The sequence below is a fragment of the Arthrospira sp. PCC 9901 genome (assembly GCF_059013425.1).
Genome location: NZ_CP102296.1, coordinates 1,399,881 through 1,423,672, shown reverse-complemented (window position 1 = coordinate 1,423,672; position 23,792 = coordinate 1,399,881). Strand labels below are relative to the sequence as shown.

The window sequence follows — 23,792 nt, the reverse complement described above, 5'->3', positions numbered from 1 at the left end:
CGTGCCTATTTTTCGCCCCTATAAACCGGACCCCTAGAACTTTTCACTGCTTCCGTTTCCACTTTTCATAAGGAATCTATATTATGGATTTGAGTACGACCTATTTGGGATTGAATTTGAGGACTCCTATTGTCCCTTCCGCCGCCGCCGCTTTATCGGAAGATGTCGATAATATTCGGCGTATGGAAGATGCGGGCGCATCAGCAGTCGTTTTACACTCCCTATTTGAAGAACAGTTACTGCGAGAAAAATTTGAACTTAATCACCATTTGGAATATGGAACCAATAGCTTTGCTGAGGCTTTAACCTATTTTCCTGAACCAGAAGAATATCACGTCGGACCGGAACTTTATCTTGAGCATATTCGCCAAGCTAAGGAGTTGGTTGATATTCCCATTATTGCCAGTTTAAATGGTTTCTCCTCCGGTGGTTGGGTGGAATATTCCAAACTCATGCAGGAAGCTGGTGCAAATGCGATCGAATTGAATATTTATTATGTTCCCACCGATTTTGATATGAGTGGGGCTCAGGTCGAGGAAAACTATATTACTACTCTCCGGGAAGTTAAAGCCGAGGTTACTATTCCTGTGGCTATGAAACTTAGCCCCTTCTTTAGTAATATGGCAAATATGGCGAAACGTTTAGATGAAGCTGGGGTCGATGGACTCGCTTTATTTAACCGCTTCATACAGCCAGATATTAACCCCGAAGAACTAGAAATTGAGGTTAGTTCCGTTTTGAGTTCTCCCCACGATATGCGCCTACCTATGCGCTGGATTGCTATCTTGTATGGTCGGATTAATGCCGATTTAGCCTCCACTAGCGGTGTCGCGCGCGGTCACGATGCTATTAAAATGTTGATGGCGGGGGCTAAGGTAACTCATGTTTGTTCCGCTTTATTGCGCCATGGTATTGGTTACATCCAAGTGATGGAAAATGAGATGAAACACTGGATGGAAGAACACGAGTATGAGTCCGTTAAACAGATGCAGGGTTCTATGTCTCAGCGCCATTGTGATGATGAGTCAGCCTATGAACGCGCCCAATACATGAAAGCCATTACTTCCTACGTCCCAGAACATAGTTTATTCTAGGTTGATTCTAGGATAATAATTTCACCATATCATCACCCCTCAGTTTTGGCTGGGGGGGGTTGATAACTGTTCCAAAAAATATAGCCGATATAAATCACAGCCAATTTTAGCTAGGTTATCCTCAAAGTTAACTAATCCTAGACTTTCTAATTTATAAGCAGTAATCGCCTCCAAAGGCACACCATTATCGGATTTTAGGACTTTATTTAAAGCCCTATGCAAAGACGAATCTTGTTGAATTGTTACTAATAAATTCCGCAAATGGGCGCTATAAATTCCATCAGGCTTGCGGGCATTTTTGATTAAATTTTCCAGAGAAATACCGGATTTACTAATAGTATAAAAAGCCAGTTGTACTAGATAAGGATGTCCACCGACCATTGAGATTAAACCTTCTAGGCGTTTAAGTCCAGTCTCCTCCGCCGCCCAACTTAATTCATATCTCAAAGCCAGATCTTGCACTTGTTGCGGTGTAAATTGGGGTAGTTTTAACACCAAACCCACATTAAAAGGGGATTGATGTAACTGTAAAGGTACATAAACTTCGGTGCTGTGAACTACAATCAAGCGCAAATTTTCCCAGAGTTTATTATGTTTAGAGAGTTCGTGCCACGATCGCAACATGGGCAAAAAATCACTAGCAATAACCGGATACTCAAAGAGGCGGTTAACCTCATTCATAGCAATCACAATGGGGGTATCTTTAGTGATGAATAGATATTCCTCAAAATACAGCCGACAGGAAACTTTAGTCCCTAAATCTATATCCCAATATTCATCGAGTTTCGCTGGTAGCTTTAACTGCTTAGTCGCATTAGCACAAAACCATCTGACCAATTGTTCTAGGGAATTAAAAGTCTCAGCGTCTACTTCCAGAAAATTCAGATAAACAGTTCCATATCCCCAAGAAACTGCTTGGGTTAACATCCTATTAAGTAGGGAACTTTTACCCATCTTCCGAGGTGCTTTAATCCTCACGACACACCCCGGTTGTTGCAGTTCATTATAGCCCATATTTTCAATGGGTGGACGTTCTATATAAAAGGGAGAGTTAATTGAAATTGGACTCCCTGGGAGTTCTATATTATTGCCATCATTAGGATTCAATGAATTACCTGCAAAAGTTCCTGATTTCTGAACAGGGGGGGAAGTTAATGGGATCTGGTGCCGAGATTTGAAGACAAGTTTGAAATTTTTTTTGCTAACTTTTGTCCCCATGGCCTCGGAGAGTTCCTGCCATAATCGTCCACCAACTTCTTTAACATAATCATTAGCGTATGCAGATTTCTGGGAAATTTCACTGTAGGTCTTACCCATCCATGATTCAGATAAAATTAAACGCTCAATAGGGGAAAGCGATCGCCGCAGGAATTTTTCTTCTATCAGTTTTAAGGCTTCAGGGACATTCATGCCAAGGCAGAATAATTGAGCAAGGGCAATTTGATATATAATCACACTCTACAGATCATAACCAATAAAAGACCCAAATACTTAGACTTGGGCCTTTTTTTCAAGCATCCCTAACAAGGGAATTGTGATGATCTGATGAATAGCGATATTTATTGAATTCTCATAGCAGCCACTTGGGAGGTCGAAAACTCAGTTATTGCCCCCAATGCTACATCAAATAAGCGACTCGGTTTGAGGTCATCCTGAATTAAACCCCAGAGTCGTTGGACTTCAGCGGTATGTAGGCGATCGTCTTCCGTCAACGCCATGACAATTTGACGACGAAGGAAACTACCCTCCTCGGAAAACAGATATTGTAGGCCTAGCTGTGCAGTGGGGAGAATATCAAAATTGCCATCAGTTTGAGCGATCGTAATCATATTTTCCAGACGATGCCACTGGAAGCGACCATCTTTAAATAACACCTCAATCAACCGTCGTCGCAAAGCCGGAGTTTCTCCCTTCAACAGGCGACGCGCCACATAGGGATAAGCCACCTCAACGATTTTAAAATCCGGGTCGAGACTGAGGGCAATTCCTTCCTGAGTTACTAGAGACCGAATAATCAGGGCAAATTTTGCCGGAACCCGGAAGGGGTAATCATACATCAATTCCGAGAAACTATCGGTAATAGTTTTAAAGTTAAAATCCTTAACACTCTCCCCAATAATATCCCCCATAACCGCCTCTAAAGCCGGAATAATGGGAGCCATATTAGTATTAGGTGCTAAAAATCCCAACCTGACAAAATCCTCCGCCAACTCCTTATAGTCTTTATTAATTAAATGCACTACGGAATCAACCAGAGTTTCCTTCGTTTGCTGGCTTAACTGATCCATCATGCCAAAATCAATAAATGCCATGCGACCATCAGGCATAGCAAACAGATTTCCGGGGTGGGGGTCAGCATGGAAAAAACCGAACTCTAGCAGTTGTCGCAAGCCACTGGTCACACCGACAAAAATCATTTTACTCATATCCAAACCCGCCGCTTGGACACTTTCAATATCGGTCAACTTCAAGCCATTAATCCACTCTAAGACTAACACCTGATTGCTGGTATATTTCCAGTAAATTGATGGCACTTTTACGGTCGGATCATCATCAAAATAGGTGGCAAACCTTTCGGCATTTCGACCCTCATTAATATAGTCGATTTCCTCAAATAATTTTAACCCAAATTCATCGACAATTAGGGTTAAATCATGACCCAAATTCAGGGGTAAAATGGGAGACAACCAACCCGCCGCCCAACGCATTAAATACAGATCCAGGGTGAGAGTTGGTAAGAGAAATGGTCTTTGGACTTTAACGGCGACCTCTTCCCCTGTCAGCAGTTGTGCTTTATAGACCTGACCCAAACTGGCGGCGGCGACGGGTTCAGGGGAAATTTGTCGGAAAACAGTATCTAAATCGCGATCGAGTTCTCTCTCGATGATCGCCATGGCGATCTTAGTATCAAAAGGGGGTAGCTGATCTTGGAGTTTGGTTAATTCTTCTAAAAAGTCCTTGCGAATGAGGTCAGGACGGGTTGATAATGCTTGACCTACTTTAATATAGGTGGGACCGAGGCGGGTGAGAATATTACGCAGTTGGGCGGCTCGTTTCGGGGTTTCGGTAACATTCCGATGTCGCCATTGATCCCAAAGTAGACCAATAATGAACCCTGAAAAAAACCATATAACCGTGATCACGCGCCAGATGGCCTTCCAAAGCCGACGGCGATAATATTGAGCAATGGCTTGAGGATCGTAAACTCGGCGATCGCTATTTTGGTAGGGGTTCACTCCTTTTATTTCCTCTTCATATTCCTAAGTTTGGTCAACTGATTGCCTAGTTACCTGCAACCAAGGTCGGGGTAAATAGATCCCCTGGGTGAATTGATGATTTTTTATCGTTATGTTAACTATAATATACAAAACGACATATAACACTCACCTGCTCAACCTATAGCCCCCAATTTTAGGCAATCTTTGACAGCATAGATTACCCTATCTTGTTGTTCGCTGGAAAGTTCCGGGAACATCGGCAAAGACAAAACTTGGTGGCTGACCTGTTCTGCCATGGGAAAATCACCGCAGCCATAGCCTAAATCGCGATGAACCCCCTGTAGATGGAGGGGTATGGGGTAGTATACATTAGTGCTAACTCCGAGGCTCTGGAGTTGTTCTCGCAGGCGATCGCGTCCTGACGAGTCGCTGTTATTACCCACATATCTGATAGTGTACTGATTCCAAACGGTCTCGCCGCCTACACTTTCTGCTGGGACAATTAAACCGGGTATGCCCTCCAGTTCCTGACTATATCGAGAGGCGATCGCCTTTCTCTGTTGATTCCAGCGCGAGAGATACTCTAATTTAATGCTTAAAATCACCCCTTGTAGGGCATCAAGACGACTATTAATCCCCAACAGTTCGGAATTATATCGCTCAGGCTGACCGTGATTTTTCAGCACCCGCAACACACGCGCCAGATCAGGATTATTAGTTGCGATCGCCCCTCCATCTCCACAAGCGCCTAAATTCTTAGTCGGAAAAAAGCTAAAACAGCCTAGATCTCCCATACTACCCACCTTAGCATCACCCCAACTAGCTCCGGTGGCTTGGGCGCAATCTTCAATCACCGCCAAATTATGAGACCGCGCTACCGCCATTAATGCGGTCATGTCCACAGGGCGACCAAACAAATGCACCGGAAGGATAGCACGGGTTTGGGCAGTAATCGCCGCCTCAATTTGACTAATATCTAAGTTGAACGTATCCGGGTCAATATCCACAAATACCGGGGTGGCTCCCACGGCACTAATCACCTCAGAGGTAGCAATAAAGGAAAAACAAGTGGTAATCACCTGATCGCCGGGGCCGATTTCTAAAGCCCGCAAAGCCAAAAATAGGGCATCAGTACCAGAGTTGCAACTGACCAACTCAGAAGCCCCAATATACTCGGCAAACTTTTTCTCAAAACTGTCCACAGCATAGCCACCAATGTAGCGACCACTAGCCAGCAAGTCGAGTACCTCCTGATTAAGGCGATCGCTGATCATTTGATACTGTTGGGTTAAATCAAGGGCAGGAATTAGGTTCACGCGCTTCTCACACCACACTATACTAGAATGAGTTTTTCTCTGATTTCCGATAATTAGTTGATTTCCTTAGATTTTACAGACTTAGTGCTAATATTCGGACTTATGGCGATCGCCATTGGTCTATCAGTATCTGGGGGATTAGGCTTAGAATTCAAGCTAATCACTTCCGCTGGGCGCGCCTTCAGTCAATTAGTCGTCTTGGGTTACGTCCTGGCTATTGTCTTTGACCCCACCACGACAAGCCAACCTCTCCTAGTCATAGCCCTAATTATGGCAATGATTACCCTAGTTGCCATTGTCTCCCGTAACCGCATCAGTCGCCAACTTCCACAACTTTTACTCTGGGTTGGGGTTTCCCTATTTATTAGCACTGCCCCGATCGCACTATATATAATATTCCTGATTATCCAACCTCCACAACCTACTACCCCTCAATATCTCATCCCTATGGTCGGGGCCATTTTGGCTAGTACCATGAATGCGGCGATCGTCTCCGGTCACCACCTGGTTAACAGCCTAAACAACCACAACATCGAAATCGAAACCCATCTCAGTTTGGGGGCTACCCCCGACCAAGCTATCCACCACTACCGCCGAGAGGCTATTCAAGCTGGATTAACTCCTACTCTTAACGCTATGGCGATCGTTGGTGCTGTCACTCTCCCCGGTATCCTCACCGGTCAGCTACTCGCTGGTATTAACCCCTTAGATGCCGTTTCCTATCAAATTCTGCTCCTATTTGCGATCGTTCCTGCTAATTTACTAGCAACTATTATCCTCTCCTTCGCTATTGGTCGCCAATTCTTTAACTCACAACAACAGCTTCAGCATTATTAGCAAGTTGATTTTTTCTTCAAAAAAAAATTTTCGGTCCCGATCAGCGTCGGGGGGTTGACAGGCCGCCGGAACTCATGATAAACTTCTTATATACAGTTTTACAATCAAAATATAGCTTTTTTAAAAAAATTACCAAATATTTCCATTATATAAGAGTATATCACGAACATCTCGCCAAAAGCAAGCCCCTCCCCCCAGAAAATTTTTCGCGATATTTCTTAACATTTTGTTACAAAAGTTAACATAATATCCAGATATAGATAATTAAGGGGAAATTAACAGCGAATAATTGATAAAAATTGACCTATATGGGTTAATATGGGTTTTGGGCTCAGTTCCTCTCCGTGTGGCGGAAAAGAGGGGGTGTCAAGACTTGTTTCCTATAGAGCGCGTAAAGTACCTCAGGATCTGGCATTTGTCAGCACCCCCGGCTGAAGCACAGGGGCTTCGTGCCCCCCTTTCAGGTAGCTGACCAGCTATAGCCTTAACTGGCTACGTTCAGAGCAAGAGTTAAAGTTCCTACCCTGGAATGCGTGCTAGTTCCAGGCCCTAGAACCGAATCGTTAAACATCTCTAAGGGGTTAAGGACGTGCGATTTGGATAGTACCGACTCTGAACATTGGCGAAGCAAACATTACCCCGCAAGGGAGTCGGAGCCAACCATAGCTTCATGGAGGGGCAACCATACCCCTCCACCCCGCAAGGGGGTGCTGGCGGCTAAAGCCGCTTGAGTCGGTTTTCCTCTCCGCGATAAATCACGGAGCTTCCAACCCTCCCAGGAGTTTTACGTGAATGTTGGTTAGCCAAAATGTATCGGTTGGTCTAGCACCAGGAGTCCAATGATCTAAACTCATAACCGGTGGTTAGTTATGTCCGAATTTTTTGATTTTCTGAAACACAAACACGCCTATATTGCGATCGGGGAGTTTAAGCCTGGTAAATTTGAAGAAGCCCGAGAACTGTTTGAACAAGCAGTTTCAACCTACAGTACCGGGTTCAAAGGGTCTTATTTGCTACAGGAACCAGGAACTGATCGTGGTATTGCCATTATCTTCTGGGAAAATATCCAAGACATGGAAGCCAATCAAAGTGAAGCATATCAGGCTTTGCTAGATAAAATGACACCCCTATTCGCCAAAGCCCCGACTACTTCATTCTACGAAGTTCGTAGCGAAATTCGTGCCGCCGTCGAATCTCTAGTTTAATCAAAGCTTGGGGCTGGTAACTCAAAAGCAGATAATCAACCTTGATTAATCATCACCCTGGTCGAGTTGAGTTAAACAGAAAGTGGGATAGCCAGCCCCGATAATCTTTCAGTTTTCGGTTAAAATAGTAACCAGATAAGTTTCGATAACCTGATTATGCCGACTTATACCGGAATTTCCAGCGAAGCATTCCGCCACCCCCTCGACCGAGAGGCAGAAATTGCCCTGCGGAGTGTTCCCGGCTTCGATTTAATTGCGAGTAAGTTCGTAGAGTTTGTATATGAACGCCCCCAATATATATATTTAATGGGGAACTGCATTCAGGTTAGCGCCCGCCAGTACGCCAGCATTTATCATATTTTTCGGCAATGTATTCGCGATCTGAGATGTATTTCCAGAACCCGCCCTATTTGTCGCCCAGAACCCCCAAGCCAATAGCTTCGCCCTAGGACAGGAACACCCGTATATTATCATCAATACAGGATTATTAGACCTGGTAGAAGAGGCAGAATTGCGGGCGGTGTTAGCCCATGAACTCGGTCATATTAAATGCGGTCATCCCATATTAAATCAAATGGCAATTTGGGCTATGAGTGTCGCCTCAATGTTGGGAGAAGTAACTTTTGGTTTGGGAAATGTAGTTAGTAGTGGTTTGATTTACGCCTTTTATGAGTGGCGACGCAAAGCGGAATTATCTGCTGACCGTGCGGCTTTGCTGGTGACAGACAACCTTAAACCTGTCATGCAGTCTATGATGATTCTATCTGGAGTTAGCGCCAAACACGCCCACGAGTGTAGCTTAGATGAGTTTATCCGCCAGTCTGAACAGTATCACGATTTAGATCAAGATGAACTGAATCAAGTGTATAAATTTCTACTATATAATGGTGGTCAGGGCATGATGTTAAGCCATCCCTTCCCAGTTGAACGGATCCGATTTTTGCGGGAGTGGTCGAACTCTGAAGAATACCGCCAAATTCGCCTAGGGAATTACAAACAGGCTGTGGCTGATGGTTCTGTAAATGTGGAAGCGAAAACCCCTACTTCGGAAGCGGAAAACTTACGCCGTCAAATTGCTGAGTTGCAAAAGGAAATCGAACGTTTAAACCGAAATAAGGACGCTACGCACCACCAATGAACCAATTAATGGTAGGGTGCGTCAGAGAGATTAACCTTTGGTGAAAATGGGGAGGTAAATATATGTTTACGATCGCACAGAACCAGTCAATCAGGTATCATCGGTAATGCGATCGCTTACTCGATCAGCCCAAAACATAATTCAATCAACTACAATGGTAGCAGTCTGGGGAAACCTGGACTGCGCCCACCTGGGGGACAGGTGATCAAAGTCAATAATTTAGTCAGTTTTTTCCGAAATCTGTTCCACGGAAATTGAAGGCTACAATGTGAGTGAGGGATATCATAGCCCGGTCTGGTTGATAGCTATACTGAGAGGCTGTTGTTTGTCTAACAATTTTAACTCTGAGCAGTCCTAGTCCGGCTTAGTGGAACTTAACCTAGTATGATGTTCTATTTTTCTCGATAAAATGCTGTTAGAGGTGATTATTTAAAATGATGAAAGTTGATCGGATGGAATCAAGCCATGCTGGTGGGTATATCAGTAAAATGGCTATCTCTCTGGCTATTTTGGCGGGAACAATGGCTTTAACTAACCCCAGTCGCCAAGACTATCTCGAATATGCCTCGGTGAAGTTATCCCAAGAAGCGAAAAATAACCTATGTAATGAGGCGGAAGTTCCGGCTATTCTCCGAGGTTTTTCTAATATGATTGTAGACACCTGCAATACTTTGGTAACTTCTCAACGGGGTACAATTAGGGCTTTTATTGACAATTCTACTCACCGACAAAATGCGATGATTTTTAGCATTTACACATCGGAAGTGTTGAATAATCGCTATAGAACTCTGGCTCTGTTTGGTAATTTTATCCCATTTTCAGTGGAAAAACTGCCGGAAAATTCCCTACAATAATCGGAAGGAGCCCAATTGTATTCTGGGTAAAAAGCGCCCTCCCATAAGGGCGGGTGCTAGGTCAGCCCCAGGAAACAAGACAAGACGGCTGCACCCGCTGCCAATGTTGGTTGAGGGTAGAATGGGTTTGCGATCGCTTTCGGTGGTATGGACAGTTACAAAAAAAGATACAATGTTGAGATGGCGATTGTGGTTTGTTGAGTGGACAAAAGCCAACATTGACAATTAGCCAGCCGTTGGCGCGATCAAGATACACAGGCAACCCAGAAATTATGACTGTCAGAGTTCGTTTGGCTCCTAGCCCTACAGGTAATCTACACATTGGTACAGCCAGAACCGCTGTATTTAACTGGCTTTTCGCCCGAAATCAGGGCGGTGAGTTTATACTACGCATTGAAGATACAGATCAAGAGCGATCGCGTCCTGAATTTACCCAAAATATTTTAGATGGACTAACCTGGTTGGGTCTAAATTGGGATAAAGGGCCGTTTTTTCAGTCGGAGCGCCTGGACTTGTACCGGGAAGCCATCTGTAAACTCCTAGATGCGGGTTTGGCTTACCGTTGCTATTGTACTCCGGAAGAACTTGAGGAAATGCGATCGGCTCAAAAAGCTAAAAATCAAGCTCCTCGCTATGATAACCGCCACCGCGACCTAACCGCAGCACAAAGGGCGGCTTTGGAAGCTGAAGGCCGCAGTGCCGTGATTCGCTTTAAAATAGACGACAACCGAGAAATTAGATGGAATGATTTGGTCAGGGGTTCGGTAGTCTGGAAAGGCTCCGACTTGGGGGGAGATATGGTCATTGCTAGGGCTTCGAGTAGCAATGCGATCGGTCAGCCTCTCTATAATTTGGCGGTGGTGGTCGATGATATTGATATGCAGATCACCCATGTAATTCGCGGTGAAGACCATATCGCTAATACTGCCAAACAGATACTACTCTACGAAGCCTTGGGGGGAACGGTTCCAGAATTCGCCCACACTCCTTTGATTTTGAATCCTGATGGCCGTAAACTATCTAAGCGGGACGGGGTGACTTCTATCTCAGATTTCCAAAATTTGGGTTACACAGCCCCCGCTTTGGCTAATTATATGACACTATTGGGTTGGACTCCCACTGATTCGACTCAGGAAATCTTTACCCTAGAACAGGCGGCGAAAAACTTTGGTTTTGATAGAGTCAATAAGGCGGGGGCAAAATTTGACTGGGATAAGCTCGATTGGTTGAATGGTCAGTATATCCATAATCTGCCAGTGTCGGAGTTGACAGATATGTTGATTCCCTATTGGAAAGAGGCGGGTTATGACTTCGACCCACAGAGCGATCGCCTTTGGTTGGAACAGTTAACAACCCTCATTGGTCCTAGTCTTACCCGTCTCAAAGATGCAGTAGATATGGCCGCGATGTTCTTTCCCTCCAGTGTCAGTTTAGATGAAGAAGCCCAGCAGCAGTTGCAACAAGAGGGAGCCCAAACCGTCTTGGCAGCTATCAAGGATAAACTCGAATCTGAGCCTACACTGACAGCAGATACCGTCAAGGATATGATCAAAGCTGTTACCAAAGAGACGAAACTTAAAAAAGGGCTGATCATGCGATCGCTCAGAGCAGCTCTCACTGGGGCTGTTCATGGCCCGGATTTGGTTGAGTCCTGGCTGCTTCTCCATCAGCGAGGAACTGATCTAACTCGCTTGCAAAACATATTAGATCGTTAATTGTTATTGAGGCTGAATGCTATGGCGGATAGCTCTAAATCCAAACCACAAGACGATAAAACTCCCATTGAGGATAAGACCTCTGCTACTAAAGCAGATACTACTCCAGCTAAATCCTCTACTCCCAAAGAGAAGGAACCTGTAGTTGAGGCTAAACCTGCTGCTAAACCCCCAGAACCGGAACCCAAACCGGAACCCAAACCGGAACCCAAACCGGAACCTGTGGCTGCTAAACCCCCAGAACCCAAACCGGAACCCAAACCGGAACCTGTAGCCGCTGCTAAACCCCCAGAACCGGAACCCAAACCGGAACCCAAACCGGAACCCAAACCGGAACCCAAACCGGAACCCAAACCGGAACCCAAACCGGAACCCAAACCGGAACCTGTAGCCGCTGCTAAACCTGCTGCTATAACTACCGAACCCACACTTGGGGGGGGTGTAGATATGCCGGAAGTAGATGTGACAGCGATTAAAGAAAAGGTCCTGGACTTTTTCTCGAATTTACCCGAAAACTTTAGTAAGTTTTTCAGTGAATACTACCGTCCGCTAACAACTGTAATTCTGATTATTGTGTTGTTTGTAACCCTGCGGGTGTTAGTTGGGGTGATTGATATTATTAATCAAATCCCCCTAGTTAAACCCAGTTTAGAAATGGTGGGAATTGGATTCTCTGGATGGTTTGTCTATCGTTATTTACTGCGGAGCGAAACTCGTGAAGAACTGGTTAATAAGTGGAGCGAGTTTAAAAAAGATGTGTTTGGGGAAAATTAATACTGTGTAGAGTTACTATTTATCAGGCTAATTCTTGCTCAAAATTAGTGGGAATTATTTACTGGTAAAAAAAGTTAATTGCAGCTCTAATTACACCACATCAAACATCGCAAATATCAAGTCCGGTTAATCAGTGAATAACACCTAGCTAAAACGGACTTGATACAACTGGAAGTTAGGTAACTTCCGTATATTATGATTCCCCTGTCTTCAACATAAGACAGGGGATTGTTGTAATCGGGATAGCTATTAATCAGCTATTATTCATGATTCTGTAAGTCTCAAATAGCGCTACCAGACCTTCCCCAAGACCATTGGGATGATAGCCGGATAATTAAAAGCTAATTATAACTATAATATAGTTATCTCAAATTGTGTGATATAAGGAGAAAGACTCATGAAAATTGAGCAAACCAAAAGGATAATATTTGGCTCAATGCTGGCAGTTGTTGGGTTATTTGTCAATAGTTCAGGGGTGGCTCATTCTCAGGGTTCTAACCCAACAGTAATGTTTGAAAACGTGACGCTATCACCGAATTTTCAACCAGATCCAATGATTCTTAGGGGACTGAGTGGGGGTCCGGTGAGGAGTCAAGATATTGCGGGTAGAGAGGAAACGCCAACGGGTCCCTGTATCGGTTATGTGGATCAAAAGCCAGACCATACCCTGATTTTAACTGAGTTTTTTAACCATCTGAGTCTGACGGTTAAAAGCAATGAAGACACTTTGATTGTGGTTAGGGGACCGGGGGGGAGTTGGTGTAATGATGACTTAATTGGTATGAACCCAGGAATTATCGGTCAGTGGTTATCTGGTAAGTATGAAATTTGGGTGGGTTCCTATGAACCTAATAGCTATCACCCATATATAATTGAAATTACTGCTAGGAGGTCTTCTGAGAATTGATCATAATGACAATTTACCAGGTGGGTTGATTCCCGATATATTCTCTAATGTTAGGGACCGCCGGAACCGGGGTAAAATTCGGATGCGGGTTTAATTTCAGTAACAATGGGTCGCGGATAGGTTCCTGATATTTGCAGTTGATGTTTGGATTTTCTGGCGATTTGTTCCTGTTGGGAATTATGATAAAAAATTGCTGATCGGTATTGTTCACCTCGGTCAGGACCTTGGCGGTTTAGGGAGGTGGGGTCATGAATTTGCCAAAATACTTCTAATAGTTGTTCGTAGGAAACTACATCAGGATTATATTGAAGTTGTACGACTTCTGCATGACCTGTAATTCTAGCGGCTACGTCTAAATAAGATGGGTGGGGAAAATGTCCCCCCATATATCCGGTGGCGGTTTCAATTACGCCGTTGATCTGACTAAATTTGTCGGCGACTCCCCAAAAGCATCCGGCTGCAAAGGTGGCGGTTTCTATCATATTGATGATCAGGGTTTATAGGAATTATGTATTTTGATTATCGATCTGATTATCGATCTGATTATATAACTGTTCAGGTAGCTAAATTTGAGAAATTTTGGCGATCGCCTACTCAAAACATCGCCCAACCCGCTACAACAAGATAAGAGAGTTTAATAATTTGAATCCTAATGACAACTTATTTAGTTACGGGTGCTACCGGAGGAATTGGCTTAGAATTTTGTCGTCAATTATGCGATCGCCAAGAAACTGTGATTGCAGTCTGTCGCCATTCTAGCGCCGAATTAGAACAATTAGGGGTGCGAGTCGAGTCGGGGTGTGATCTCACCTCCCCAGAAGCCGTCAGTAAGTTAGCCTCCAATTTAAAAGGTACCACTATTGATGTACTGATTAACAACGCGGGTATTTTAAAGCGTAACACCCTGGAAAACCTGGATTTTGATAGTATCCGCCAACAGTTTGAAGTCAACGCCTTGGGACCCTTGAGAGTCACTCAGGCTTTACTCCCTCACCTCCAGTCTGGCTCAAAAATTGCTATAATCACCAGTCGCATGGGTTCTATTGGTGACAATACCTCTGGGAGTTCCTATGGTTATCGAATGTCTAAAGTAGCCGTAAGTATGGCGGGAAAATCTCTCTCCCATGACTTAAAACCCCGGGGAATTTCTGTAGGTATTTTACACCCAGGTTTAGTCAAAACCCGCATGACTAACTTTACAGGGATTACTCCCACCGAGTCAGTACAGGGACTATTAGCCAGAATTGATCAACTCAACTTAGATAATACTGGCACATTTTGGCACGCTAATGGTGAGGTACTTCCCTGGTAATATGTAGGGTAGTTTAATCAGGTAATATTAATGGCTAATCATACTTAATATTACTATCATCAATTTCCGATTCTTGATCAGCTAGGGGTAGCAGAATTTCTACGGTAGTTCCTTGGTTTCTTCCGGGACTGTTTAAATAAATGCTACCCCCCATCATTTCCACCAAATTTTTAGATATCATTAAACCGAGTCCCGTACTTCCTTGAGGATTAGTGTTAGACTCATTTTCTACTTGAAATGCCTCAAAAAGTCGGTGTTGATTTTTCGGCTCAATACCAATTCCGGTATCTTGAACAGTGATAACTGCCATAGTGATTGGGGAGTCGCTGGGATTAGATTTCACCTGTCGCAGTTGAGTAATAATCGTAATATTACCACGGTCTGTAAATTTAATAGCATTACCAATCACATTAATCAAAACTTGTTTTAATTTGTTGGGGTCGGCTTTAATTTTAATGCCTTGAAAAAAATCTTGTCGGTAAAGCTGTAGATTTTTCTTGCGAAAATTGCCGAACTGTAAATAAATAGCAGCGGTTAGGGATGCGTGCAAATCAATAGACTTTAACTCAATTGAGACTTTCCCCGCTTCAATTTTTGCCAAATCCAAAACCTGATTAATGAGGTTAATTAAATGCAGAGAAGACTGATAGGCTTGTTGCAGAAGTTCGGTTTCTTCGTCACTGTTATCATATAACTCATCAAGTAGCAGTTGTAGGGAACAGATAATGCCATTTAGAGGTGTTCGCAGTTCATGAGATGTTTGCCTGAGAAATTCATCTTTGCGAATATTAGTATTGTTAAGACGGATATTTTCCTGTTCAATATGATGGTACTTTTCTGTTAATTCCTGCCAATTTTTTTCGAGCTGGGTTTGTTGTAAATGCCAAGAATCGCACAGGTCTTGAATATGATTTTCTAAATCCCGTTTTTCCTGATACCACTTTTGTTGTTTGTGGTAACTATGCCAAGCTGTTCCAGCGGCTAATAAAACAGAAATCAAGCTAATCAAAAAGGCCACCACATCATTACCCCATAAAAAATAACCTAACCCATACAATATGGCAATAGCTATCATCAGACCAATAGTAGTAATTTTCACACCGGACTTTGATAATATATTTTGTGTGAGCTTTTTCGGCATCAATGGTATCCACCAACCCACTATATGAGTGAGTGCTCCTTTAGTAAAAATTTACTGTGTTTCTATTCTAGGTGACAAATTCCCGGTTGTCGGTAAATTTAAAGATTGACTAAAATATAGCAAACGTTACTGATTAGGTAGAACCATGAAAGCAGTTTGGCTGGAAAATCAGCAACTGGAACTCCGCACCGACATACCCACGCCTACACCGAGTCCAGGAGAGGCATTAGTGCGAGTCCTGCGAGCCGGGATTTGCAACACTGACCTAGAATTGCTTAGGGGATATTATCCCTACCAAGGCATTCCGGGCCATGAATTTGTCGGTGTGGTGGAACAAGGTCCCCCTAATCTTCTGGGACGGCGGGTGGTGGGAGAAATTAACGCCACCTGTGGGAAATGTAGATTTTGCCTGACTCAACAACCCACCCACTGCGAAAATCGCACTGTTCTGGGTATAGTTAACCGTAATGGTGCATTCGCTGATTATCTCACGCTTCCAGTGCAAAATTTGCATTTAGTTCCCCATAGTGTTTCTACGGACGCGGCGACTTTCACGGAACCCATTGCGGCGGCGCTGGAAATTCAGCAACAGCTATCTATTCACCCGGAATGGCGGGTTTTAGTGGTCGGAGATGGCAAACTAGGACAACTAATCGCTCAAACTTTGGCTTTAACGGGTTGTGATTTGTTGGCTGTAGGTCGTCATCGCGAGAAGTTACAATTATTAGAAAATCGGGGTATTAAAACGGGATTTGCTGATGCTGTAGTTGACAGGAGTTTTGATTTGGCGGTAGAATGTACTGGCAATCCTGAAGGATTTACGATCGCCCGTCGGAGTTTGCGATCGCGTGGTATTCTGGTCTTAAAAAGCACATATACGGGAAATTTGACTATTGATGTATCTTCTCTGGTGGTAGATGAGATTACTTTGCTAGGTTCCCGCTGCGGTCCTTTCGTTCCGGCTTTGCAACTCTTGGCAGAATTTCGGGTTGATGTGGAACCTTTGATTCAGGCTAAATATTCCTTAGATGATGCGATCGCTGCTTTTAACCATGCTCAAAAGCGGGGAACTTTAAAAGTTTTGGTTGATGTAGCAGGGTCTTGATCTTCTGGGTTATTTGGATTCGTAGTCGGGACAGTCGATCGCTTTTTCGGAAAGGGCTATAGTTGGTTGGACGGGACATTTAAGGCGATAATCTCCGGTAAAAAAGCTACAGTTAGCACAGGGGATTTGATGCATGATTTTAGCTCTTTTTATGGTCTGGGCGATCGCTGCTCCGACATTCCAAATCGTGAGGAACATCAACCCCCAAGCGACGACAAAGCATATAGGAACTAAAAAAGGTTCAATAGCCTGAATGAGAAACTGTAAAAATCTCAACACGGTCAATACCTTCTGCTATAAGAATCTGTGAATGAATTAGGGTGAGTTTACCAGTGCTTAGAGTTTCGCGCTTTGAGTAGTTATTAGCTCAACTCAAATCAACCACTGGTACTCCCTTATAGGCGAAGCTGACTTAGCCTATCATGGGAGTATGATGGGAAGTTTATATGATAGCATATCATGGAATTATATCATAGCCCGCAGTGATTGTCTAGGTTTCTAGGGAGAATTCAAGCGATGGTGTAGTGTTCGCAGTTGACTGAGACGTTCTTGGGTGATCATTTCTAAAGCCTTATGCCAATTTTCTTGAGTGAGAGTAGGGGGAGATTCTGAAGCTAAGGTAATATTCCCCGGAACCGAAGGCACTAAGGCGCTATATTCAGGGGGGGAAGAGGGTTCTGTTGATTCTCGGCACTTTTTCCAGGCGAGGAATTGCACAAACTCCTCAAGTTCTTTAATTTCCGGTTCAGACATTTGTTGAATGGTGGCAATAGTTTCGGGCTGTAAGTGTAGAATATTCATGCTATCCAATAAAATCATCAAATTCTTGTCGTAAACGATAAATTACCGTCTCGCGATCGCACTGATTAATAATCTCTTGAATGACGGTATCAATACCATATTCCCCCCAAGTGCAACCCTGTTCTAAGTAAACCTGGGCGGCGCGACCGACAACATAAGTACCATAACCAGCGATCGCAGCTTGAGTAATAGCGGCTCCTGCATAGCCGGGAAAATTAGCCACTCCTACCGCGCCAGTTTTGCCGATTCCTAGGAGTAAACCACTACCGATTTCACCCAATAAAATCGCCCCAGAGCTGGCCAAAATTTGCCGCCATAATTTCCCCGCCTCATAACTGGTAATAGGCAACCCATACAACTTAGCCAAGGCGCGAATTAACAGCAAGTCGGCGAAAAAAGCGCCCGCGACATCTAAAAAGGCGACGGGATTGATAGCGACGGCTATGGCTTTATATTGGGTAAACTTCCAGATTAAATCTTCGGCTTCGGCACGGTGTAAACGAACAGTCTGGCGTGCGATCGCCCGGTCAGCTTCCCGGGCTTGAACCAAAGCATTTAAAGCCAAAAGCGATCGCCCTTCCCGATAAACAATAGTAGCGATCGCCCGCTGTAACTCTTGAATTTGAGGCGGTGGCGACTCCCATTCCTGAGTAGTGCGGCCATTTGGCCATTCTACCCGCACCTGTAGGGGGGTAGGTTCAGCAGCGACCCGGACAATTTCTATAGAGGAGGGAACCATAGCCGAACCCCTCACCGCCAACTTTTCCAAATTCCGATAAATCGCCTCCTGTTCAGATTCGGGGTAAAGGTCAATCTTGTTAAATACGATAATCAAAGGTTTTTGGGTACGTTTTAACTCTGCGATCGCCTCATACTCCGTGCGGGTCAAATCCCCCGACACCACAAACAGAATCAAATCCGCCTGACGGCTAACCTCCCGCGCCATTTCACCCCGAATATGGCCCGCGACTTCATCAAGTCCAGGGGTATCGATTAACTCCACATCAATGGGTTCTACTTCCCGTATTTCTTCCGGTCTCACCGTCCAGCGCACAGACCGCGGCCATTGCGTGACCCCGTGAGTTGGTCCAGTTTGTAGGACTCGCTGACCCAACAAAGCATTCAAAACCGCCGACTTTCCACGACTAACCAAACCAAAAGCGGCGATCCGAATTAACCCCTGGTCTAGTTTTTCCAAATTAGCAGCCAGAGTATCAAGCTGTTCCTGTACTGTAGCTTGTAGTTGGCTACCCCGTGGGTCTGGTTGGCGGCGCATTTGACCATAACGCTTTAACGCCTGCTGTAAACTGCTGCGCGCACGTTGGAAATGGGCGGTGGATGGGTCAGATCGAGACATCAGGCGAGAATCTCCTCTAGGGCTGGTTTCACCGTAGAATATTGATATGGAAAATTGTAGGATTGGGGGCGTAATGGTAACACCTGTTGGCCTTCTAATACTACAATAGCAGCATCTCCTAATAGCATTTCCAGGGCAAAACTAGGCACAGGCAACCACGAGGGACGATTCATAATTTGGCCCATTTGTTGGCATAGTTCGTTCATGCGGATCGGGTTAGGGGCGGTAGCATTCAGAACCCCCTCAACTTGGGGATTTTCTAAGCTGAAGCGAATTAGATTGACTAAATCGCTAATATGAATCCAGGAAAACCACTGTTTACCGCTGCCCAGGGGTCCCCCGGCAAATAGTTTAAAGGGGGTGAGCATTTTACCCAAAGCTCCTCCCATACCGAGTACAATACCAAATCGTAGGATCACTAAACGGATATCACTGTTTTTGACAGGGGTGGCGGCGGCTTCCCACTGTTGGCAGAGGTTGGCTAGGAAATCGTTTCCTGGGGGGCTGCTTTCGTCAAAGGTGGCTGTTTCACTGGTTCCGTAGTAGCCTATGGCGGAGGTACTGACTAAAACTTGAGGTTGTCGGGTGGCTTTGGTGCAAGCCAAGACAAGTTTTTGGGTTTGGATAACTCGACTTTGGTATAGTTCCTGTTTCCGGGCTTCTGTCCAACGTTCATCGGCTATGGGGGCTCCGGCTAGGTTGACTACACCATCACAGCCAGCGATCGCATCTTCCCATGAACCTGACTCGGTGGGAGTATAGCCCACAATCTCTAGTTGGGGGTAGTTGGCTACGGGAAACACCCGCCGCCCTCTGTCCGGGTTACGGGTAAGCACGATAATTTGATAACCTAGGGAGTGGAGTTGTTGGACCAGATGTGAACCCACAAATCCGGTGGCTCCTGTAATTGCTACTTTCATGAACTCAACTAATAATTAATAATTAATAATTTTTAACTGCCAAGTGTCAACTGTCAACTGTCAACTATCAACTTTGAACATGACCTTAAAAAAGTCTAAACTGATTATGGCTGCTGTGGCGATCGCTTTTACGGGGACAGTGGCTGGACTGCTTTATATGCGAACTCTGCGAGTACAGGTTTATAGCCCAGAAGACAGCTTGAGATTGGTTCCTGAAAATGCACTGATGGCGGTTTTGGTTACCCCGAATCCATCGGCTCTTCACTATTTAAGACAATTTGGCAATCAACAAACTAGGTATCATATAAATCGCTTTTTGTCAAGTCTTAAACAACAGAGTTTAGCCGGAACTTCCCTAAATTTCGACCGAGATATTAGACCCTGGCTAGGGGGAATTTTAGTGAGTGTGTTGCCCTCAGACCAGTCGGAAGATGCTGATCTACTCATGATATTAGCTATTAAAAATCATTGGCGGGCTAACCAGTTTATGAGTCGGCTAAATGCCGAATTAAGTGTGTCAGGAAAACCGCCACAATACCGGGGTATTACTATTTATGAATATGGGGAGGATAGTGGTAAAATATACCATATAGCTAGAGTGGGCGATCGCCTGTTAGTAGCAGCTAGTCCCGAACCAATCCAAAAAGCGATCGACACGAGTTTTGGAGAACCTAACTTAGCCCAATTGTGGAAAGGTATAAACGCAGCCGAAACCGCCAATCAAGCCACAACTGATATTAGTTATCCCTTGTCCCCAGCACCATTTCCTACCGAATCCCACATGGTTACCATGCCCTTAATAACTATTTTTGTGGCAGACTATAACCGATTTTTAGACAAATTATCGGAGTTTTCCGACTCGTCTTGGGAATCTTGGAGTCGGGTATCTAAATTAGCCCCAATTCAATCTGCCATGGTGAGTTTAGGGGTAGAAGCAACAGGATTTAGGATTAGAGGGATAATGCAGCAGAGGCGATCGCCAACCCCCGTTAACTCCTCCCCCCAAGTCGGTCAAATTCTTTCCAGATTTCCCTCAGAAACTGTTGCTATGGTGAATAGTCATGGAATTAATCGGTTCTGGTCACAATTGGTTGACCAAAGCCAAATTGATCCGAGTATTCAAGACATGGTAAAACAGATAAGGTATGGATTGGCAGCTATTGAACTTGATGCAGATGAGGAAGTATTTGGTTGGATGGATGGAGAATTCGTCCTGGCGGCGATCGCCTCCGAAAAAGGGATTCTCGCCCCCCTGGGATTAGGCGGCGCATTGGTCTTAGAAACCAGTAATCAAGCGATCGCCCAAAACACCTTAGACCAACTTGATGAGATTATCGCCCAAAGTAATCCCCCCGTTAACGTCGAACAGCGAACCATTGAAGGGATCGAAGTAACCGAATGGAATGACCCCCAACAGGGGACTTTGTTCGGACATGGATGGCTAACCCCTAATCTGCTATTTTTCGCCTTTGGTGGTCCTGTCGTTGAAGCCATGACCCAGGTTCATAATCCATCCTTAACCGAAACACCCCGATTTCAGAAAATTACCAAATCTTTACCAGAACCATTACACAGTTATGTTTACTTAGATATGGAAAACCTACTATCCTGGGCGACAAGCTACCTTCTAGCTGCGCCTGCTGTCGCCCTACCAAGGAGAACCATTAGCCTACTTAACTCAGTCCAAGGAGTTGGTATCAGTACCACTCAACCAACCGATGATCATATCGCTATTGAGGTACTTCTGACCCTAAAACCTAGAAGATACTGAGATGAAGATAGTTGAATTTATTTCCTCAACATAAGCTGAAAATTATGCGTATCCTGATTTATTCCTACAACTACTATCCTGAACCCATTGGTATTGCTCCCTTAATGACTGAACTGGCTGAAGGTTTAGTTAAACGGGGTCATCAAGTGCGGGTAGTTACCGGAATGCCTAATTATCCAGAACGTCGCGTTTATCCAGAATATCAGGGTAAATTTTATCTGAATGAACAGAGAAATGGCGTAGAAATTCAGCGGAGTTTTATTTGGATTAAAGGGCCTAAACCAGGCTTAAAAGCTAGGTTGATGTTAGATGGGAGTTTTATTGCTACCAGTATTGTACAAGCATTTAAAGGCTGGAAACCCGACGTAATTTTTGCCACAATTCCCCCGTTACTTGTATCTTTGCCTGTGGCTTTATATGCGACAATTAGACGCTGCCCGGTCGTGTTAAATCTTCAGGATATTGTCTCGGAAGCAGCCATGCGGGTTAAGTTGGTTGAGGGGGATAGCTTCGTGTTGAAGACCGCCCGCAAAGTCGAAGAATTAAGTTATAAAAATGTGAGTCGAGTTAGTGTAATCGCTGAGGGATTTAGGGATAATTTATTACGGCAAGGTGTCCCCGCCGATAAAATTGCCTATATTCCTAATTGGGTGGATACCAAGTTTATTCATCCTTTACCTAAAGAAAAAAACCCCTTTAGGGAAGCTCACGGATTAACCGATAAATTCGTGGTGCTTTATTCTGGGAATATTGCCCTAACTCAAGGGATGGATACTGTGATTAAAGCCGCCGCTAAACTTCAGCATATTAGTGATATGGCTTTTGTGATTGTCGGAGAGGGTAAGGCTTTGGCAAATCTCCAAGAGTTATGTAAAGTTCATCAGGCAGATAATGTGTTATTACGACCCTTTGAACCCCGGGAAAAATTGCCGGAAATGTTGGCGGCGGCTGATGTGGGTTTGGTGGTGCAAAAACGAGATGTCACGGCGTTTAATCTACCTTCTAAAATTCCCGTGATTTTAGCCAGTGGTAGGGCGATCGTGGCATCGGTTCCAGATACCGGGACCGCTAAGGTGGCTGTACTCCAAAGTGGCGGCGGGGTGGTGGTTCCCCCGGAGGATCCCCAGGCTATGGCTGATGCGGTCTTGAAATTATATGGCGATCGCCACTTAGTAGAGGCCTTGGGTAAGCAGGGCCGTAAATTCGCCGAGGAAGAATTTAGCTTTGATTTAGCTTTGAGTAAATATGAAGCCCTATTTACCGAGGTCAGCAACTCTCGTTAACAGCTAACACCCAATACCTGCACACCGGATCTTCATTCGAGTTGTTACAATGATCGCATCCGTCCAACCTGTCACTAATGGGGGAATTTTATCGCTTAATGTTTAATAATAGCCATAGTCAATATGCACCAGATGGGTCTACTACCCTTACGGGTCGGGTTGATGACACCACCCTAGGAACAGCGCGCGCGGCGGCGCGCGCCGCCGATGATCGCAAAGCCGACAACATTACACTGCTGAAAGTTACTGAAGTTTCCTACTTAGCAGACTACTTTCTGATTGTCACCGGGTTCTCAAATACTCAGGTTAGGGCTATTCATCAAGCCATTATCCAGAAAGTAGAAGAGGAAAACCAGCGACAACCGCTGCGAATTGATGGTCAAAGCGAAGGTTCTTGGATAGTGGTAGACTATGGTGATGTCATGATCCATATTTTGCTACCAGAGGAACGAGAGTTCTATAATTTAGAAGCCTTCTGGGGTCATGCTGAAAAAATTAGCTGGTCTGCACTGACTTAAACCCTAAGCCCTAAAAATACTTATGAGAAAGGTTTCTGTTTCAGTCTGCCCCGTCCCCCCAGAACAACTTCCCATCAATGAATATCAGGAACTCAAAGAATCTTGGTTTTTTAGTTGGGTAACATTACCATGGCCGAAATATCTGGGCAAGTTAGCAACTGTCTGGCTATGGTCCGGTGTCATTTTTGCCCCCGTCGCGGCTGCTAGTTTTGCCCCCCAACGGAGTCCTGTCCATTTTATTTTGAGTGCGGGCGCAGGTTCCACTCTGTTTCTGGCCTTGGTTTTGCTGCGGTTGTATTTGGGATGGTGGTATATCCGATCGCGTTTAATTAGTCCAACGGTTTTTTATGAGGAGTCGGGATGGTATGACGGTCAAACTTGGGTAAAAACTCCTGAATTTGTCACCCAAGACCGGTTAATTATTACCCATCAGGTGCAACCCCTCCTATACCGACTTCAACAAACCTGCTATGGTTTAGGGGTAGTTATGGCTATGGGAGGGATGATTTGGATCGGCATTTAAAAT

General features: G+C 44.6%; 22 protein-coding genes and 1 pseudogene. 14 read left to right on the top strand and 9 right to left on the bottom strand.

What is annotated here, in order from left to right; all coding sequences use genetic code 11:
• Positions 1 to 83 precede the first annotated feature (83 nt).
• The gene (locus NLZ44_RS06235; RefSeq protein WP_493752204.1) at positions 84 to 1,094 is read left to right on the top strand and encodes a dihydroorotate dehydrogenase-like protein; all 1,011 of its coding nucleotides are present in this window, start codon (positions 84 to 86) and stop codon (positions 1,092 to 1,094) included.
• Positions 1,095 to 1,133: 39 nt separating this feature from the next.
• Here NLZ44_RS06235 and NLZ44_RS06230 read toward each other — a convergent pair whose 3' ends face one another.
• The 3 genes from NLZ44_RS06230 to NLZ44_RS06220 form a co-directional block, all read right to left on the bottom strand.
• Positions 1,134 to 2,549 carry an AAA-like domain-containing protein gene (locus tag NLZ44_RS06230; RefSeq protein ID WP_493752203.1) on the bottom strand — a complete coding sequence of 472 codons (1,416 nt, stop codon included), beginning with the start codon at positions 2,547 to 2,549 and terminating at the stop codon, positions 1,134 to 1,136.
• 104 nt (positions 2,550 to 2,653) lie between these two features.
• On the bottom strand, positions 2,654 to 4,330 hold the full coding sequence (locus NLZ44_RS06225) for an ABC1 kinase family protein (RefSeq protein ID WP_111890967.1): 1,677 nt from the start codon (positions 4,328 to 4,330) through the stop codon (positions 2,654 to 2,656).
• Positions 4,331 to 4,485: 155 nt separating this feature from the next.
• Entirely contained in the window at positions 4,486 to 5,628 is a 1,143-nt protein-coding gene (locus NLZ44_RS06220) for a DegT/DnrJ/EryC1/StrS family aminotransferase (RefSeq protein WP_493752202.1), read from the bottom strand.
• A 57-nt stretch (positions 5,629 to 5,685) separates the two neighbouring features.
• On the opposite strand from NLZ44_RS06220, the gene NLZ44_RS06215 reads away from it, so the two are divergent.
• The 7 genes and pseudogenes from NLZ44_RS06215 to NLZ44_RS06185 all read left to right on the top strand — a co-directional run bounded on the left by NLZ44_RS06215 (position 5,686) and on the right by NLZ44_RS06185 (position 13,058).
• Complete coding sequence (locus tag NLZ44_RS06215; RefSeq protein WP_493752201.1) at positions 5,686 to 6,465, top strand: ABC transporter permease; 780 nt, start codon at positions 5,686 to 5,688, stop codon at positions 6,463 to 6,465.
• An 869-nt stretch (positions 6,466 to 7,334) separates the two neighbouring features.
• Positions 7,335 to 7,670: an antibiotic biosynthesis monooxygenase gene (locus tag NLZ44_RS06210; RefSeq protein WP_493752200.1), complete on the top strand. Its 336-nt coding sequence runs from the start codon at positions 7,335 to 7,337 to the stop codon at positions 7,668 to 7,670.
• Positions 7,671 to 7,826: 156 nt separating this feature from the next.
• Positions 7,827 to 8,808 (top strand): annotated as a pseudogene (locus NLZ44_RS06205) (M48 family metallopeptidase).
• A 434-nt stretch (positions 8,809 to 9,242) separates the two neighbouring features.
• Positions 9,243 to 9,662, top strand: a complete 420-nt coding sequence (locus tag NLZ44_RS06200) for a DUF4359 domain-containing protein (protein WP_493752199.1) — start codon at positions 9,243 to 9,245, stop codon at positions 9,660 to 9,662.
• 272 nt (positions 9,663 to 9,934) lie between these two features.
• Positions 9,935 to 11,377, top strand: a complete 1,443-nt coding sequence (gene gltX / locus NLZ44_RS06195) for a glutamate--tRNA ligase (protein ID WP_008049579.1) — start codon at positions 9,935 to 9,937, stop codon at positions 11,375 to 11,377.
• Between the two features lie 21 nt (positions 11,378 to 11,398).
• On the top strand, positions 11,399 to 12,151 hold the full coding sequence (locus NLZ44_RS06190) for a CAAD domain-containing protein (RefSeq protein WP_493752198.1): 753 nt from the start codon (positions 11,399 to 11,401) through the stop codon (positions 12,149 to 12,151).
• A gap of 397 nt (positions 12,152 to 12,548) precedes the next feature.
• Positions 12,549 to 13,058 carry a hypothetical protein gene (locus NLZ44_RS06185; RefSeq protein WP_493752197.1) on the top strand — a complete coding sequence of 170 codons (510 nt, stop codon included), beginning with the start codon at positions 12,549 to 12,551 and terminating at the stop codon, positions 13,056 to 13,058.
• Between the two features lie 50 nt (positions 13,059 to 13,108).
• On the opposite strand, the gene msrA is transcribed toward NLZ44_RS06185, so the two are convergent.
• Positions 13,109 to 13,540: a peptide-methionine (S)-S-oxide reductase MsrA gene (gene msrA / locus NLZ44_RS06180; RefSeq protein ID WP_493752196.1), complete on the bottom strand. Its 432-nt coding sequence runs from the start codon at positions 13,538 to 13,540 to the stop codon at positions 13,109 to 13,111.
• Between the two features lie 170 nt (positions 13,541 to 13,710).
• Between msrA and NLZ44_RS06175 the strand changes: the two genes are divergently transcribed.
• The gene (locus tag NLZ44_RS06175; protein ID WP_493752195.1) at positions 13,711 to 14,370 is read left to right on the top strand and encodes an SDR family oxidoreductase; all 660 of its coding nucleotides are present in this window, start codon (positions 13,711 to 13,713) and stop codon (positions 14,368 to 14,370) included.
• Positions 14,371 to 14,404: 34 nt separating this feature from the next.
• Here NLZ44_RS06175 and NLZ44_RS06170 read toward each other — a convergent pair whose 3' ends face one another.
• Positions 14,405 to 15,511, bottom strand: coding sequence for a sensor histidine kinase (locus NLZ44_RS06170; protein WP_233497923.1), 1,107 nt, complete (start codon positions 15,509 to 15,511; stop codon positions 14,405 to 14,407).
• Positions 15,512 to 15,656: 145 nt separating this feature from the next.
• On the opposite strand from NLZ44_RS06170, the gene NLZ44_RS06165 reads away from it, so the two are divergent.
• Positions 15,657 to 16,616 carry an MDR/zinc-dependent alcohol dehydrogenase-like family protein gene (locus NLZ44_RS06165; RefSeq protein WP_493752194.1) on the top strand — a complete coding sequence of 320 codons (960 nt, stop codon included), beginning with the start codon at positions 15,657 to 15,659 and terminating at the stop codon, positions 16,614 to 16,616.
• A gap of 9 nt (positions 16,617 to 16,625) precedes the next feature.
• Here the strand turns inward: NLZ44_RS06165 and NLZ44_RS06160 are convergent, their stop codons facing one another.
• From NLZ44_RS06160 to thyD, 4 genes are all read right to left on the bottom strand, one after another.
• On the bottom strand, positions 16,626 to 16,895 hold the full coding sequence (locus NLZ44_RS06160; RefSeq protein WP_006620513.1) for a hypothetical protein: 270 nt from the start codon (positions 16,893 to 16,895) through the stop codon (positions 16,626 to 16,628).
• Between the two features lie 219 nt (positions 16,896 to 17,114).
• Positions 17,115 to 17,417, bottom strand: coding sequence for a hypothetical protein (locus NLZ44_RS06155; RefSeq protein ID WP_493752193.1), 303 nt, complete (start codon positions 17,415 to 17,417; stop codon positions 17,115 to 17,117).
• Between the two features lies 1 nt (position 17,418).
• Positions 17,419 to 18,774: a GTP-binding protein gene (locus NLZ44_RS06150; RefSeq protein WP_493752192.1), complete on the bottom strand. Its 1,356-nt coding sequence runs from the start codon at positions 18,772 to 18,774 to the stop codon at positions 17,419 to 17,421.
• Complete coding sequence (thyD, locus tag NLZ44_RS06145; RefSeq protein WP_493752191.1) at positions 18,774 to 19,694, bottom strand: thylakoid membrane protein ThyD; 921 nt, start codon at positions 19,692 to 19,694, stop codon at positions 18,774 to 18,776. The genes NLZ44_RS06150 and thyD overlap by 1 nt, the downstream gene beginning before the upstream one ends.
• Before the next feature lie 79 nt (positions 19,695 to 19,773).
• Between thyD and NLZ44_RS06140 the strand changes: the two genes are divergently transcribed.
• The 4 genes from NLZ44_RS06140 (at position 19,774) to NLZ44_RS06125 (ending at position 23,789) form a co-directional block, all read left to right on the top strand.
• The gene (locus NLZ44_RS06140; RefSeq protein WP_493752190.1) at positions 19,774 to 21,465 is read left to right on the top strand and encodes a DUF3352 domain-containing protein; all 1,692 of its coding nucleotides are present in this window, start codon (positions 19,774 to 19,776) and stop codon (positions 21,463 to 21,465) included.
• A gap of 44 nt (positions 21,466 to 21,509) precedes the next feature.
• A complete protein-coding gene (locus tag NLZ44_RS06135; RefSeq protein ID WP_493752189.1) occupies positions 21,510 to 22,748 on the top strand; it encodes a glycosyltransferase family 4 protein in 1,239 nt (412 codons plus the stop codon).
• Positions 22,749 to 22,825: 77 nt separating this feature from the next.
• Positions 22,826 to 23,266 carry a ribosome silencing factor gene (gene rsfS / locus NLZ44_RS06130; protein ID WP_493752188.1) on the top strand — a complete coding sequence of 147 codons (441 nt, stop codon included), beginning with the start codon at positions 22,826 to 22,828 and terminating at the stop codon, positions 23,264 to 23,266.
• Positions 23,267 to 23,288: 22 nt separating this feature from the next.
• Positions 23,289 to 23,789 (top strand): CGLD27 family protein, encoded by a 501-nt coding sequence (locus NLZ44_RS06125; protein WP_493752187.1) that lies wholly within the window; start codon positions 23,289 to 23,291, stop codon positions 23,787 to 23,789.
• The last annotated feature ends 3 nt before the right edge of the window (positions 23,790 to 23,792 follow it).